The 14,839-nt window shown below is 63.5% G+C and carries 10 protein-coding genes; 4 read left to right on the forward strand and 6 right to left on the reverse strand.

What is annotated here, in order from left to right; all coding sequences use genetic code 11:
* Positions 1-7: 7 nt before the first annotated feature.
* The 6 genes from bglX to O3303_RS13905 form a co-directional block, all read right to left on the reverse strand.
* Positions 8-2,320: a beta-glucosidase BglX gene (bglX, locus tag O3303_RS13880; RefSeq protein ID WP_269558994.1), complete on the reverse strand. Its 2,313-nt coding sequence runs from the start codon at positions 2,318-2,320 to the stop codon at positions 8-10.
* A 191-nt stretch (positions 2,321-2,511) separates the two neighbouring features.
* Positions 2,512-3,858, reverse strand: a complete 1,347-nt coding sequence (locus O3303_RS13885) for a glucoamylase family protein (protein WP_269558995.1) — start codon at positions 3,856-3,858, stop codon at positions 2,512-2,514.
* Positions 3,859-3,968: 110 nt separating this feature from the next.
* Positions 3,969-5,534 carry a RagB/SusD family nutrient uptake outer membrane protein gene (locus O3303_RS13890; protein ID WP_269558996.1) on the reverse strand — a complete coding sequence of 522 codons (1,566 nt, stop codon included), beginning with the start codon at positions 5,532-5,534 and terminating at the stop codon, positions 3,969-3,971.
* A gap of 13 nt (positions 5,535-5,547) precedes the next feature.
* On the reverse strand, positions 5,548-8,820 hold the full coding sequence (locus O3303_RS13895; RefSeq protein WP_269558997.1) for a SusC/RagA family TonB-linked outer membrane protein: 3,273 nt from the start codon (positions 8,818-8,820) through the stop codon (positions 5,548-5,550).
* Between the two features lie 177 nt (positions 8,821-8,997).
* Positions 8,998-10,038 carry a FecR family protein gene (locus tag O3303_RS13900; protein WP_269558998.1) on the reverse strand — a complete coding sequence of 347 codons (1,041 nt, stop codon included), beginning with the start codon at positions 10,036-10,038 and terminating at the stop codon, positions 8,998-9,000.
* 331 nt (positions 10,039-10,369) lie between these two features.
* Positions 10,370-10,993, reverse strand: a complete 624-nt coding sequence (locus tag O3303_RS13905) for an RNA polymerase sigma factor (protein ID WP_269558999.1) — start codon at positions 10,991-10,993, stop codon at positions 10,370-10,372.
* A 265-nt stretch (positions 10,994-11,258) separates the two neighbouring features.
* Here O3303_RS13905 and O3303_RS13910 point away from each other — a divergent pair, with 265 nt between their 5' ends.
* The 4 genes from O3303_RS13910 (at position 11,259) to O3303_RS13925 (ending at position 14,815) form a co-directional block, all read left to right on the forward strand.
* Positions 11,259-11,810 (forward strand): hypothetical protein, encoded by a 552-nt coding sequence (locus O3303_RS13910; protein ID WP_269559000.1) that lies wholly within the window; start codon positions 11,259-11,261, stop codon positions 11,808-11,810.
* Positions 11,811-11,981: 171 nt separating this feature from the next.
* Entirely contained in the window at positions 11,982-12,410 is a 429-nt protein-coding gene (locus O3303_RS13915; protein WP_269559001.1) for a hypothetical protein, read from the forward strand.
* Positions 12,411-12,507: 97 nt separating this feature from the next.
* Positions 12,508-13,500 carry a porphobilinogen synthase gene (hemB, locus tag O3303_RS13920; protein WP_269559002.1) on the forward strand — a complete coding sequence of 331 codons (993 nt, stop codon included), beginning with the start codon at positions 12,508-12,510 and terminating at the stop codon, positions 13,498-13,500.
* Positions 13,501-13,612: 112 nt separating this feature from the next.
* Positions 13,613-14,815, forward strand: a complete 1,203-nt coding sequence (locus O3303_RS13925) for a transglutaminase domain-containing protein (protein ID WP_269559003.1) — start codon at positions 13,613-13,615, stop codon at positions 14,813-14,815.
* The last annotated feature ends 24 nt before the right edge of the window (positions 14,816-14,839 follow it).

Below are 14,839 nucleotides of genomic sequence, written 5' to 3' on the forward strand. Positions count from 1 at the left end.
TGGCTTCTTATTTGACCAGGGTGAAGGTGGTCATCTGCACGTCGCGGGAGTTGGGGCCGGTCATCACCTGGAACTCGCCGGGCTCGGCCACGAATTGCAGGTCGGTGTTGTAGAACTTGAGGTCGTCGGGGGCGAGGCGGAAGGTGAGCGTGCGGCTTTCCCCTTTTTTCAGCATGATTTTCTGGAAGCCTTTCAGCTCCTGCACGGGGCGCGAGATGGAGCCCACCATATCCCGGATATAGAGCTGCGCGACTTCCTCGCCGTCGTAGCTGCCGGTGTTTTTCACGGTTACTTTCACTTCCAGCGTGCCGTTCATGGGTAAAATCGCCGTGTTCAGCTCCGGCTTGCCGTACTCGAACGTGGTGTAGCTCAGGCCAAAACCGAACGGATAGAGCGGGTCGTTGGTGAGGTCGAGGTAGCGCGACTTGTACTTGTCGAGGGCCACGCCGGCGTAGGGGCGGCCGGTGTTTTTGTGGTTGTAGTAGAGCGGAATCTGGCCGACGTGCTGCGGGAAGGTGGCCGTGAGCTTGCCGGAAGGGTTGTAGGCCCCGAACAGCACATCGGCAATGGCGTTGCCGGCCTGGGAGCCCGCAAACCAGGTTTCGAGGATGGCGTCGGCGTTTTTGTCTTCCCAGGGCAGCGTCAGCGGGCGGCCGTTCATTAGCACGAGCACGAGCGGCTTGCCTGTTTTCTTCAGCGCCTTGAGCAGTTCCATCTGCGGGGCCGGAATGCCGATGTCGGCGCGGCTGGCGGCTTCGCCGGTCATGCCCTGGCTTTCGCCCACGGCCGCCACAATGACATCGGCGCTTTGGGCGGCCTGCACGGCTTCTTGAATCATCACTTCAGCACTGCGCCTGTCCACGTTCAGCTCGCCGCCGTGCTCGTTGAGGCGCGCAATCATCTGCTCATCGTCGGTGAAGTTGGCGCCCTGGGCTGTCACGATTTTCACGGAACTGCCCACCGCGTTGCGGATGCCTTGTTCCAGCGACACGGCCTGCTTCCAGTCGCCGGCGCCGCTCCAGCTGCCAATCATGTCGCGCTGGCGGGTGGCCAGGGGACCGACCAGGGCGATGGTGCCGGTTTTTTTGAGGGGCAGGGTGTTGTTGCTGTTTTTGAGCAGCACGAGGCTTTTGCGGGCAATGTCGCGGGCATCAGCCACGAACTCTTTCTTCATCATCGTGGCCTTGGCGCGCTTCTCGCTGGTGCCGCGGTAAGGGTCCTGGAACAGGCCGAGCTTGTACTTGGCTTCCAGAATGCGGCGGCAGGCCAGATCAATCTGGGCTTGCTGCACGGTGCCGTCCTTGAGGTTCTGGGCCAGGTTTTTCAGAAACACCTCCCCCACCATATCCTGGTCGATGCCGGCGTTCAGGGCCAGGGCCGAGGTCTGGGCGTCGTTGCCCATGCCGTGGGCGGTCATTTCGTTGATGGCCGTGTAGTCGGTCGCCACGAAGCCCTGGAAGCCCCACTGCCGGCGCAGCAGGTCGGTCATCAGCCACTTGTTGCCGGTGGCGGGCACGCCGTTGATATCGTTGAACGACGACATCATGGAGCCGGCGCCGGCTTCCACGGCGGCTTTGTAGGGAGGCAGGTACTCGTTGTACATGCGCACCAGGCTCATGTCGGTGGTATTGTAGTCGCGGCCGGCTTCGGCGGCGCCGTAGAGCGCGAAGTGCTTTACGCAGGCCATGACGGCGTTGGGCTTGCTCAGGTCGGCGCCCTGGTAGCCGCGCACCATCACGCGGGCAATCTGCGAGCCCAGGTAAGGGTCTTCACCGGAGCCTTCACTGATGCGGCCCCAGCGCGGGTCGCGGGCAATGTCCACCATCGGCGAGTACACCCAGTGCAGGCCGTCGGCGGAGGCTTCTTCGGCGGCAATGCGGGCACTGCGCTCCATGGCCGTCAGGTCCCAGCTGCTGGCCAAACCCAGCGCAATCGGGAAGATGGTGCGGTGGCCGTGGATGACGTCATAGCCGAAGATGAGCGGGATGTGCAGGCGGGTTTGCTTGACGGCCATTTCCTGCAGCTTGCGCGCCGCCGTGGGCGTAAAGGTGTTCAGCACCGAGCCCACCGCGCCGCGCCGGATGCTGGCGTCCACGTCCTTGCTCACCACCGGCCCGGTCACGTCGAAGCCCACCGTAATCAGATTGAGCTGGCCGATTTTCTCTTCCAGCGTCATTTTTTGGAGCAGGTCGTCGATAAAGCGGGTCATCTTCGGATCAGAGGCGCTTTGGGGAGCGGAGACGGGCGCCTGGGCCTGCAGCGCCGGCGACGCAAGCAGCCCCAGCGACAAGAGCAGGGCGGAGCGGAACGGATGTTTCATAGGGAAGGGTGAGTTGGTGGGGTTGCGGGGTGTTGTTGGCTATTAGAACGTCATTCCGAGTGGAGCGAGGAATCTTGTTAGTGTAGTGAATTACCATGCTGGCGAGATTCCTCGCTCCGCTCGGAATAACAGGATTAGCACAGTGGCGAGATGCTTCGCTCCGCTCTGCATGACGGGCCTCTAAAGTTCTGCTACTTCTTGATCTGCGGGCTTTCGAAGCCTAGTTTGGTGAGGCCGCGCTGCACGTCGGGGCTGCTCATGAACAGCTTCCAGAGCAGGCCGGTCCGGTGATTTTCTATCATGCCTACGATGGGACCCTGGTCGATGGCCAGGTGCGACTTGGCGTACCAGTTGTGCTGCTCGCTGAAGCCATCCACGAAACCGTACTCGCTCCAGATGTTGTCACCCAAATCGTTGTAGAAGTGCCGCAGCGCCGTCATCGACTCCTTGGGGGCGTAGGGCATGGCCGATAGCGCCGCGGTGGGCGAAATCACGCCCAGGTCTTCGGTGGGCGAATGGGCGGCGTAGCCCTGGTAGCTGTCGGAGGCGGTGAGGCCCCAGCTGTTGGGGCCGTAGCCCTTGAACTTCTTGGGGTTGTCGACGCAGTAGGCGTAGTTGATGCGGGTGTGGGCCTGGTTCTGCTGCCAGTAGTCGGCGTACTGGTCTTTGAGGCCGCGCGGATCGAGGCCCAGGAAGGTGTAGTGCGAGAAGAACAGCGGCCCGCCGAAATCGAAGCCCAGCGGGAGCTTAGTTTGGTAGAACTCATTGCCGTTTTTGAAGTAGCTGCCGGTGGCCCAGCCCTGGTCGTACACCTTTTTGTCGATGGCGAATTTGGGCGAGGAAGCGGCCAGCACGTAGGTGATGAGGCACTCGTTCCAGCCGTGAATCTGGTGGTTCATGCTCCAGCCGTTGTTGGGGCTCCAGTGCCAATAGAGCACGTTTTGGTCCCCTTGCGTGTGCCAGTTCCACTCCACGCCTTCCCACAGCCACAGGATGTGGTTGCGCAGGTCCTGCTCGGTTTTGCTGCTGCCCGTGAAGTACTGGCGGGCACAGATCAGGCCCTCAAACAGAAACGAGGTTTCCACCAAGTCCGCGCCGTCGTCTTTCTGGCTGAAGCGAATCGTCTTGCCCGTTGCGCCGTTCAGCCAGTGCGGAAACACGCCGTGATACGAGTCGGATTTCTCCAGAAACTGTACGATTTTGTAGATGCGCGCCGCCGCTTCCTCCCGCGGAATCCACTTGCGCTCAGCTCCCACAATAATGGCCATAATGCCAAAGCCAGTGCCGCCCGTCGTCACCACCTCGTTGCCGTAGTTGTAGGCCACGTTGCTCCGCTCGCGCGCCATGCCCGAAACGGGGTGTCCGAAGTCCCAGAAGTAACGCAGCGTCTGGCGCTGCACCTGATCCAGCAGCTGCTCATCCGTGAGGTTGCGCGGGCGCTGCCGGGCATCGAAGGCGGCGCTTTTTTTGGCGGTGGGCTTCTGCTGGGCCTGGGTGAAACCGGGCAGCAGCAGAAGCAGAAAAAGCAGGAATTTCATCGTCATGTCAAGCAAACATCTTTTCCGCCGAAGGCGCGGAGGAAGGCGCAGAGGACGCAGAACGTTCTGCGACTTCCGCGCCTTCCTCCGCGTTTTCTGCGGGCTAAAAATTAATACCCCGGGTTCTGCGTCAACTGGCCGCCGCTCAAATCAATCTGCTCCTGCGGAATCGGGAACAGCTCGTTTTTGCCGCGGTTGAAGGTCTTGCCCTGGGCCGTGAACAACGGCACAATGCGGCCGGGCTGCTCACTTTCCTGGCGCACCAAGTCGAAGAACCGGTCGTGCTCCAAGGCCAGCTCCACGCGGCGCTCCTGCCAAATGAGGGGCAGCGTGAGGGCCGTGCGCGCAGGCAGGCCGGCGCGGGTGCGCACCCGGTTCAGCTGAGTGAGAGCCGCGCCGGTATTGCCGATGCGCAGGGCCGCTTCGGCGTTGACGAGCAACACCTCGGCGTATCGCATCACCCGGATGTTCTTGGGCAGGTAGTCGTTGTTGCCGCAGTTGCGCTCCTGGGTGCGGCTGTGGTATGCCTTGTAGCTGTAGCGCAGGTTTTCCACCGAGTCTTTGCTTGGAATCCGGAACCCGTCCCAGAGCACGGTGCCGGTGGAGCGCTGCCCAGCCGGGGCCGTGGGCTGAATGAAGATGATGGTGCCAGCCCGGCGCCGGTCGTTGGGCTCGTAGGCATCGGCCAGCTGCTGGGTGGGGTTGTTGAAGCCGAAGCCCAGGTCGGCCCAGCCGCCGCGGCCGCCGGCGCGCGGGCCCTGGCTGACGCTGTACAGGTTCACGGCTGAGTTATTGCAGGCCGCGTTGATGCCGGTCTGCACCTCAAACACCGACTCCTCACTGTTGGCCCCCGCTTCGCGCCAGATGTTCTCGTAGCTGGCCAGCAGCCCGTAGTTGCCGGAGCGGCCCGCAATAATTTCGTTGCTGAGCTCGAAGGCTTTCTGGTAGTTTTTCTGGTACAGGTACACCTTGGCCAGCATGGCCTGCGCGGCGGCTTTGGTAGCGCGGCCGGTAGTGGTTTCGGCGGCACCCTTAAGCGGCAGGTTATCCACCGCAAACTGCAGGTCATCAACGATGAACTGGTAGATTTCCTGCACGGTAGCCCGGCGCTGCAGGGCCGGGTCGTTGATTTCGGAGGCCGTCGGCACCCGGTCCAGCTTCGGTACGCCCCCGAAAAAGCGCACCAGGTTGAAATAGAAGTAGCCGCGCAGAAAGCGCACCTCCCCGATCAGGCGGTTTTTGGTGGCCTCCGGGGCTGGGCTCAGCGGAATCTTATCCAGGGCCTGGTTGGCGCGGTTCACACCCTGGAAGTAGCCCTTCCAGGTGTTGTTGACGATAGAATTGGTGGAGTTGAGCGTGAAGTTGTCCACCTCCAGAGCCGGGCCATAGTCGTTGGGCGTACTGCCCTTGTCGGCGTCGTCGGAGGCAATGTCGGTCAGTATCACGTACTGCAGGCCGTGGATGTCTTCGCCGAAGCCGCCGAGATACATGACGTTGTAGACGCCATCCACGAGGCGCTGGGCGGCGGCGGGGTCAGTTTTGATCTGGTCTTCGGTGAGCTGGCCCTGGGGCGCGACGTCGAGGAAGTCTTTGCAGCCCGCGGCGCCCACCGTGAGCAGCAAACCCAGGGCGGCCAGGCGCGCGGGCCGGGAAGCAAAAGTGGCGAGTGATTTCATGGGTGGGGCAAGCTTAGAAGTTGACGTTCAGTCCCAGCGCAAGCGTGCGGCTGGTTGGATAGGTGGTGGCCTCGATGCCCGAGTCCAGGGGCCCGCCCGGCAGCTCCGGCGTGAAGCCCGAGTAGTTGGTGATGGTCAGCAGGTTCTGGGCCGTGGCGTAGATGCGCAACGACGAAATAAAGGCCCGCTTCGTCAGATCACCCGGCAGGGTGTAGCCCAGCACCAGGTTGTTGAGCCGGATATAAGAGCCCGACTCGATAAAGTAGGTGGAGTTGGGCGTGTTGTTGCGAATGGCGAAGGGGTCCGACTGCGAGGGGTTGGTGGCGGTCCAGCGGCTGTTGGCGAAGTCGGCCTCGATGTTGTCGGTGTTCTGGCCGGTGGCCTGCTTCTTCCGGTTATACACGTCGTTGTTCATGTTGCCGCTGAACACGAACGAGAAGTCCAGCCCGCTATACGTTAGGCCACCGTTGATACCGAAATACATCGGCGGCTGGTAGGAGCCGGCGTAGATCCGGTCGCGCAGGTCCACGGTGCCGTCGCCGTTGGAATCAGCATACTTCAGGTCGCCGGGGCGGGGCGTGAAGAACGTGTAGCGCGGGTAGGCGTCGATTTCGGCCTGGCTCTGGAACACGCCCACGGCGTCGAGCACGTAGAACGAACCGGCTGCCACGCCGTTGTCGGAACGGGTCACGTTGTTGGCGCCCCCGAACAGGGCCTGGCCGCCGTTCAGGTTTTCGATGCGGTTCTTGTTGAAGGTGGCATTCACCCCGAAGTTGTAGCTGAGCTTCTCCCCCACCGTATTGCGCCAGGTCAGCGAGGCTTCCACGCCCTTGTTGCTGATGTCGGCGGCGTTGGTGATGTACTGGTTGTTGGGGTCGCCGAACAGGGCCGGGATGTTCACCGGAATCAGCGCGTCGGTGGTTTTCTTGCTGTAGTAGGTCAGCTCGCCGCTCAGGTGGTTGTCGAGCAGCGCAAACTCCACGGCCGCGTCATACTCCGTCGTCACCTCCCAGCGCACGTCGCGGTCCTTGATCTGGTTGATGACGGCGCCCAGCACCGGCTGCCCGTTGAACACGTACGGGATGTTGGTTTCGGCCGTGGTGATGTAGGCCGTGGGGTCAATCTGGTCGTTGCCGAGCTGGCCGAAGCTGGCGCGCAGCTTCAAGAAGCTCAGCACGCTCTGGTCTTTGAGGAAGCCTTCCTCGGTCAGAATCCAGCCCAAACCCACCGACGGGAACAGGCCCCAGCGCTGGCTGGAATTGAACCGGGACGTGCCGTCGTAGCGCAGGTTGGTCGTGAACAGGTACTTGTCGGCGAAGGCGTAGTTGATGCGGCCCAGAAACGAGAGGCGGCGGTCCTTGTTGAGGTCGGGCGAGCCGTTCACCGACGTGTTCGGGTCGCCGGTGCTCAGGTACCATTGGCTGGGGTCTTCGGGCACGTTGCGCCGCTGCCCCGACAGCGAGTTGGTGTTGCCTTCCTCGGTCACGGTACCGGCCAGCAGCGTCAGGGCGTGCTTGTCGGCGAAGGTGCGCTGGTAGGTGGCCGTATTTTCCCAGAGGTAGCGCGTGCGGTTGATCTGCGTGACATTAAGCGTACTCTGCTGATTGCGCTGGTTGCCGCCGGCCCGCAGGAACGTCACCTCGTCGTTGAGGTACTGGTAGTCGTAGACACGGCGGTTGTCGTAGTTCAGGTCCAGGTTGATGGCCGAGCGCAGCGTGAGGCCTTCGATTGGAATGAAATTCACGCCCACGTTGCCCTGCAGGCGGTTTTCGTAGGAGCGGTTGTTGTTTTTCTCGATATCGAGCAGCGGGTTGCCCACGTTGCCGAAAGCCGACGTATTGCCGTAGCGCCCGCCTTCCTTGGCCGTAATAACCGGCGCGGCGCGGTAGGCATCCTGGTAAGCGGCCGCAAAGTTCACGTCGCGCGTGTTGGCCCGGCTAAACGAGGCCTGCGAGTTGACGCTGAACTTGGGCGAGATGGTGAAATCGGTGTTGGAGCGCACGGTGAGGCGCGAGAACTTGTTCTGGATGGCCAGGCCGTCGTCCTGCAGAATATTGCCGCTGAAGTAGTAGCGCACGCTCTCATTGGCCCCCGACACGGCCAGGTTGTGGTTCTGGTAGGTGGCGCGGCGCAACACCTGGTCGTACCAGTCGGTGTCGGCGGGGTTGTCCGGTATGGTGGTCGTGGGCGAGGTGTCGCGCAGGTAGCTGGTATACTGAGCGGCGTCGGCCATCTCCACCAGGTTGGCGGCCTGCTTGAAGCCCACGGTGTTGTTGTAGCTGAGCACCGGCTTGCCCTGCTTGCCCTTTTTGGTGGTCACGATGATGACGCCGTTGGCCCCGCGTACGCCATAGATGGCCGACGCCGAGGCATCCTTGAGCACGTCAATCGTCTCGATGTCGGCGTTGCTCAGGTTGCGGATGTCGGTGGTCTGCACGCCATCTACCACGTAGAGCGGCTCGGCACCGGCCAGCAGCGTGCCCGTACCCCGGATGCGCACTCTGGGCTGGGAGTTAGGTGCCCCGTCGGAAATGATCTGCACGCCCGAGGTTTTGCCCTGCAGCGCCTGCGTGGGCGTCTGCACCGGCTGGTTCACAATTTCCGCCGACTCCACCCGGGCCACGGCGCCGGTCAGGTCGGTTTTGCGCTGGGTGCCGTAGCCCACCACCACCACCTCGCTCAGGGCGGTAGCATCGGGGGCCAAGTTCACGTCAACCGTCGTTCGGCCGCCCACGGCCACCTCCTGCGAGGTGTAGCCGATGAAGCTGAACACCAGCGTGCCCGTGTCGGGGGCCGTGATGGTGTAGCGGCCGTCGGGGTCGGTCTGGGTGCCGTTGCTGGTGCCTTTCACCACCACGTTCACGCCGGGCAGGCCGGCGCCTTTCTCGTCCAGCACGCGGCCGGTTACCGGCACGTCGGCGGCGGCGGCCGGCTTCAGGATGATGCCGCTGTCCATGGGCTCGTAGGCAATGCGCAGCGGGTCGAGGAGCACATGCAGCACCTCGCTCAGCGGCTGCCCGCTGGCTTCAATGGATACGCGGCGCCCGGCCTGAATCAGCTGGCGGCTGTACTGAAACCGGAAGTCGGTCTGGCGCTCGATCTTGCTGAGCACCGCGGCCACGGTTTCGCCGCTGGCCTGCAACGAAATGGGCTGGTTGAGGGAGGGCTGGGCCGCGGAAGGATGGGCGGCGGCCATGCCGCTGAGCAGCGTCAGGCACAGTGGCTGCAGCAGCGCCGCCCGCTTCAGGTCACGGACGGTGCGGGGAAATGGTAGGCGTGGGTTCATGCGAAAGTGGGAATTTGGGAAGCGTGTTCCCGGTGGCGGGCAAAGTTTCGCGGGCAGGGGCCGGCGGTGCAGGCCCGGTCGGCAGGGCGGCATTGGGCGGGCAAAGGCGGAGGAACGGCGGGATTATCGGGCCATAGGCAATGCGGGGGCGGGTGGTAGGAAAAGGGTAGTCAGGCGCTAGGGATTCTGGCAGCCGGGACTACGAAACTCGATGCGCGCGTCTTGCTGGGAGTAGCTGGCGCCCAGCACCTGGCACAGCACATCCAGCTTGCCGTAGAGCGACTGGCGCTGCAGATTCAGGGTCACGGTGCAGCCGGCCAGCGCGGCGGCGTCGTAGCGGATATCCACGCCGTAGGCGGTGCCCAGCGCGGCCAGCACGTCGGCCACGGGCTGGTCATCGAACACGAAAAATTGCGGCTGCAGCACCACCGGCTCAGGCACCAGTTCGCGGTGCAGCGGCTGCTGGCCCGCCGCGTACACGGCCTGCTGGTTGGGCACTACCGTCACACTGCCCTTGCTGGCCAAGGCCAGCATCCGGCGCGGCGTCACACTCACCCGTCCAGTGCTCACTTTCACTAACTCCTGCGGCTGCCCGGCGTAGGCACGCACCCGGAAGCTGGTGCCCAGCACGGTGGTCACCAACTGCTCGGTATAGACCTGAAACGGATGGGCCGCATCGGGTCGGACGTGGAAGAAGGCTTCGCCCACCAGCCGCACTTGGCGTTGGCCGCCCCCAAACTGCGTGGGGTAGCGCAGAGAGCTGGCCGGGGCCAGCACTACGGTGCTGCTGTCGGGTAACGTGAGTGGCAAGTGCTGGCGGCCCGAGTTACGGAGGGTGCGCCAGGCACCAGCCGGGGCCGGCCGGGTGGTGGCAGCCGGAGCAGTGGCTACGTCGGCGGGGGTGGGGCGGCCGGCTACGTACCAGGCACCCAGCCCCAGGCCGGCGGCCAATGTGGCCGCGGCAGCCCAGTGGCTGGCGGCGGGCCAGGCCCGGAAGCCGCCCGGTGCAGGCGCGGGAGCGGCGGCCGGGGCAATAGTGCCGGCGGTAATCCGGTGCCAAAGCTCGGTGCGCAGGGCTTCCCGCTCGTCGGTGGTCATGAGCAGCGGCGGGTCTTGCCGCAGGGTGTCGTACCACGTCTCCACCTGCTGCTGCTCCTCGGGCGTGCACTGGCCGGCCTGGTAGCGGCGGAGCAGAGTTTGCAGGTCGGCCTGGTTCATGGAGCGGGTGCTATCGAACTCAAAACCGACCAATGCGGGCGGTATAAGTGCAGACGACCAGCCTGGCCGGCATCCCTAGCCGGGGTCTGAAAAAAATTATCGACAACGTCGCAGATGCCGGCCAGGCTGTAGGCTTTTTTCAGCCGTGAGGCCGGTCGCGAAGCTTGCAGTCAGGTGGTTGCGGGTCTAACGGGGCAGACACGCGACACTTCGCGGCGTGTCGTTGAACGGCCGGCATTACAGCAACAAACAACGTCAGCAACCTCAGCAAACTAAAGCTAACGTCGCGTCGCGCCTCTACAGCTGTCAGGCAGAAAAACGGCAGCATGCTTCACCCCGCCACTCCCAGCAACGCCAGCATCAGCACCAGAAAGTCCTTCAGGCTCACGCGCAGCTGCCGGAGGGCGCGGGTGAGGTGGTACTCCACGGTTTTGCGCGAGAGGTTGAGGCGCACCGCAATTTCGGGTACCGACTGGTGCTCGAAGCGGCTCAGCCGAAACACTTCCCGCGTGTGCCGGGGGAGCTGCGTGAGGCTGGCCTGCAGGGCACCGCTCAGCTCGTCGGCGGCCACTTCTTCTTCGGTACAATGATCGGGCTGCATCAGGCGGGCGCCGTGGTAGGCCACGTAGGTTTCGCGCGGGGCCCGGGCCTTGATGCAGTCGATGACGCGGTGGCGGACGGCCGCGTGCAGGTAGTGCTGCAGGTGCTGGATCTGGTGTTCGGCGCGCTTGTGCCAAAGCACCGTAAACAGGTCCTGCACTATTTCCTCGGCCACTTCCCGCGAGCCCAGCTTGCGCGCCGCCAGCTGAAAAAGTGGCCACCAGTGCCGCTCGTAGATCTGCGCGAAGGCCAGGGTATCGTCGTGGCGCAGGGCCTGCACCAGCGCTGCATCGTCCCAGGAGGCGTACACCTGCTGGGTCGGATGAGCAACGGTGGTGAAAGCGGGGCGGGACATGGGCGCGCGGAGGGAAGAAGATGGTGACGCTGCACAGAGCCAGCAGTGGCCGGCTGCACCCGCCAGACGGCCAGCGGATCCGGCACTGCCCATGCGACTTGTGCCTGTACTTGTGCCTACTGTAGTATGATACGCATTCTGTTGCCCGATAGATAGCAGAAAGCCTTACCGGCCTGGTCCCGGCCGCTCCAGGAAGCCTGAATTCAATCGAAAAATCGTTTATTTATCCCTGCTCCATTGCTTTCGTGCTATTGTTCGTCGCACTATGTATTTCCGATTACCCGCTGCCAGCCGGCCGCTGCTGCTATTCTGCTCGTTGCTGGCCGGCTGCCGCAGCGAGCAGGTGGCGTTTCGGTTCCGGCCGGGACCAGCCGGTGCTACGGCCCCGGCTACGGCCGCCCACTCGCCGGCCTCGCAACTACCCAAGCCAACGCCTACCGCGTCTTTGCCCACGGCTACCGTCCTCCCAGATGTACGGCCGCCCCATCAGCAGGCCGTAAGCCCATCACCTCAAAAAGCGGTGGCCTTGCTTCCGGTTACGCGCACCGCCCGCCGGCTGCCCGCTGCCGCAGCGCGGCTAGTGCGGCGCCCGGCCTCCGAAGCAGCCGCGGCCCTTACCACTACCAAGCTCCAAAAGGCCGGCCTGGTATTTCTGGGTTTCGGCGTGCTGCTGCTGGTGTTGGTGTTGGTGCTGGTGCTGGCTCCGGGCACGTTCACTCTGGCCGGGGCGATTATGCTCTATATGGGCTACCTGTTTGGTATTGCCATGCTCGTCGTTGGGTTGGTGCTGCTGTTGATTTCGCTGCTCAGTGCCTGATAATCCGCCGGGGCGCTGTGCCGGCTTATGGCCGGCCGGCTGCCGTAGCTACCTTCGGCCATGCATTCTTACCGCCACTGCTTGAAATCTATCCTCACGTTCTCCTGGCTGCTCTTGCTGGTAGCCGGGTGCCGCAGCCCGCAAACTGCTTTCCGGTTTGCACCCGCCCCAATGCAAGCCTCCTTTGTGGCGGCCGCAGCCCCGGCTTCGGCCCCTGCAATGCCCGCCGGGGCAGTTCCAGCTGCTGTCGGGGAAGCCGCCATTCACCAGCCAACACAGCGCCCTGGCACGGCGTCGCTGCTGGCCCGGGCCCGGGTATTGCGCATGCCGCGGGTGCAACCAGCGGCCACGGAAACGACTGCGCACCACCCACTACGGGCCCGGCACCAACCGCAACAGCCGCAGCTGGAACACACCGGCGCGTTTGTGCTGGGTGCGGCGCTGGTGGTGGGCGGCGTGGTGGCGGGCCTGCTGCTGGGCGGCTGGCTGGGCCTGGGTGTAGGGGCGCTGGTAGTGCTGGCGGGCTACTATTTTGTGGGCGTAGGGCTGGGCGGCAAGCACGCCTGGCTAGAGGTGTTCCAGGAGTTCTTCAATATGTGAGCCGACAGGGTGCCGCAGCCTCCCCACCAAAGCTGCCGCCCGCAACCTTACCTTTGCGCCGGTTGTTCTCTCTCGTCTTACCAACTAACCGAACCTCATGCCCCAGCTCCCCACGCACCGCCCGCGTCGCAACCGCAAGTCGCAGATTATCCGCGACATGGTGCAGGAAACCCGCCTGACTACGCACGACTTCATTTTCCCACTGTTTCTGATTGAAGGCCACAGCCAACAGGTGGAAATTCATTCCATGCCGGGCATTTTCCGGTTTTCGGCCGACAAAATCATCGACGAGGTAGGCCGCTGCGTGGAACTGGGCATCCACAGCTTCGCGCCGTTTCCGAGCATCAACGACGGCCTGAAGGACCGGCTGGCCCGCGAATCGGCCAACCCTGATGGGCTCTACCTCAAGACCATTGCCGACATCAAGCGCCAGTTTCCGGACGTGGTGCTGATGACCGACGTGGCCATGGACCCCTACTCTTCCGACGGCCACGACGGCGTGGTAGATGCTGAGTCGGGCGAGATTCTCAACGATGCCACCCTGGAGGTGCTCGGCCAGATGGCCCTGGCACAGGCCCGCGCCGGCAGTGACATCATTGGTCCCTCCGACATGATGGACGGCCGCGTGGCCTGGATCCGGGACGTGCTGGATAGCAACGCCTTCAGCCACGTGAGCATCATGAGCTATACGGCCAAGTATGCCTCGGCCTTCTACGGCCCGTTCCGCGACGCGCTGGACTCGGCCCCGAAAAAAGGCGACAAGAAAAGCTACCAGATGAACCCCGCCAACCGCCGCGAAGCCCTGCGCGAGCTGGCCCTCGACGAAGCGGAAGGCGCCGACATGGTGATGATCAAACCGGCCCTGAGCTACCTGGACGTGATTCGGGAGGTGCGCGACCATACGCATCTGCCCGTGACGGCCTACAACGTATCGGGCGAGTACGCCATGGTGAAGGCCGCCGCTCAGAACGGCTGGCTCGACGGCGAGAAAACCATGATGGAAGTCCTCACCAGCATCAAGCGCGCCGGCGCCGACGCCATCCTGACCTACTTCGCCAAGGAAGCCGCCGAAGTGCTGCGGCGCGGCTAGACTGCAGCTAGGCAACTGCACGCCGGACTTGGGCAATTTTCGCGCTTTATCTCGCGGGAATTGCCCATTTTTGTCTTCTGACTTTCTGCTGCATAGTCGTTATTTTCTTTTTATGCTATCTGTTTTTCGCGGTGTGCCGCTGGCGCTGCTGCTGGGGCTCATGGGCCAGCCGCTCGCCGGACACGCGCAGACCGCCAAGCCCCGTACGCCGCCGCCACCTTATCAGGCGGTGGATGCCCGTATGCGGCAGATTCCGGATTCCGCTACGCATACCGTGGGCAGTCTGGCCCGCTACATCAACGCCTCGTTTGCGACGGAGGCAGATAAGGCCCGCGCGGCCTTCGTGTGGGTGGCGCGCAACATCCGCTACGACCGGGAAAACATGTACCTGCTGGAGTTTGAGCGGGAGCCGGCCGAGGTAGTGCGCGAGACGCTGACCAAGCGCCTCGGCGTGTGCCGGCACTACGCCGAGCTGTATAAGACCCTGGCCAGCGCGGTGGGCGTGCCAACCTACGTGGTGCCCGGCTACACCAGCCTGCGCGACGCCACTGGTCACGCCTGGTGCGCCAGCCGCATCGACGGGCAGTGGTACCTGATGGACCCCACCTGGGCCCTGCAAACCCGGACGGTCAATGGCAAGCCGCTGGTGGTCTTTCGCGACGACTACTTTCGCATGAAGCCCGCGCAGGCCATCGAGTCGCACATGCCTTATGACCCGCTGTGGCAGCTGCTGACGGCGCCCCGCACGCCCGAGCAATTTCAGTACGGCCAGGTGCCTGCCACCCCGGCGCAGCCTTTCGCGTACCTGGATTCGCTGGCCGTGTACGAGCGGCAAAGCCCGCTGGAGCAACTGCGGGCCGTCAATCGGCGCATTGAGCGGAATGGCGTGCGCAACGGCCTAACTTTCACGTACCTGAGCAGCAACCGCACCCGGGAGGAAAACCTGCACATCGGCACCTACAATGCGGCTTTGCAGGAGTTGAATGCCGGGGCCGAGCAGCTTAATGCCTTTATGGATTTCTTCAACCACCAGTTCCTGCCCCGTAAAACCGACGCCGAGCTGGCGCTGCTGCTGCCTCCTGCGGCGGCTCGCCTGGCCCGTTCGCGCGAGCTGCTGGCCTCTTTGCCTCTTTTACAGAGTCCAGCTCACCAAACCAACATACGGCAGTTTGAGGCTTCGCTGCGCGAAGCGGAAACTTTGCTGGCAAACAGCCAGGCTTTCCTGGTCCGCTACCTGGGCACCGGCAAGCTGCTGCGGCCTACGCTGTTTATGCAAATCAGTACGCTCAACGGCCGTCACGAAATGCAGCGTTAGCGCTGCGCGAAACACGCCGCTTCA

This window comes from Hymenobacter canadensis, assembly GCF_027359925.1.
GTDB lineage: Bacteria > Bacteroidota > Bacteroidia > Cytophagales > Hymenobacteraceae > Hymenobacter > Hymenobacter canadensis.

What these genes read in the sequence shown, in the direction of transcription:
- bglX (WP_269558994.1), bottom strand. Translation starts at nt 2,320, where the DNA reads ATGAAACATCCGTTCCGCTCCGCCCTGCTCTTGTCGCTGGGGCTGCTT.
- O3303_RS13885 (WP_269558995.1), bottom strand. Translation starts at nt 3,858, where the DNA reads ATGAAATTCCTGCTTTTTCTGCTTCTGCTGCTGCCCGGTTTCACCCAG.
- O3303_RS13890 (WP_269558996.1), bottom strand. Translation starts at nt 5,534, where the DNA reads ATGAAATCACTCGCCACTTTTGCTTCCCGGCCCGCGCGCCTGGCCGCC.
- O3303_RS13895 (WP_269558997.1), bottom strand. Translation starts at nt 8,820, where the DNA reads ATGAACCCACGCCTACCATTTCCCCGCACCGTCCGTGACCTGAAGCGG.
- O3303_RS13900 (WP_269558998.1), bottom strand. Translation starts at nt 10,038, where the DNA reads ATGAACCAGGCCGACCTGCAAACTCTGCTCCGCCGCTACCAGGCCGGC.
- O3303_RS13905 (WP_269558999.1), bottom strand. Translation starts at nt 10,993, where the DNA reads ATGTCCCGCCCCGCTTTCACCACCGTTGCTCATCCGACCCAGCAGGTG.
- O3303_RS13910 (WP_269559000.1), top strand. Translation starts at nt 11,259, where the DNA reads ATGTATTTCCGATTACCCGCTGCCAGCCGGCCGCTGCTGCTATTCTGC.
- O3303_RS13915 (WP_269559001.1), top strand. Translation starts at nt 11,982, where the DNA reads ATGCAAGCCTCCTTTGTGGCGGCCGCAGCCCCGGCTTCGGCCCCTGCA.
- hemB (WP_269559002.1), top strand. Translation starts at nt 12,508, where the DNA reads ATGCCCCAGCTCCCCACGCACCGCCCGCGTCGCAACCGCAAGTCGCAG.
- O3303_RS13925 (WP_269559003.1), top strand. Translation starts at nt 13,613, where the DNA reads ATGCTATCTGTTTTTCGCGGTGTGCCGCTGGCGCTGCTGCTGGGGCTC.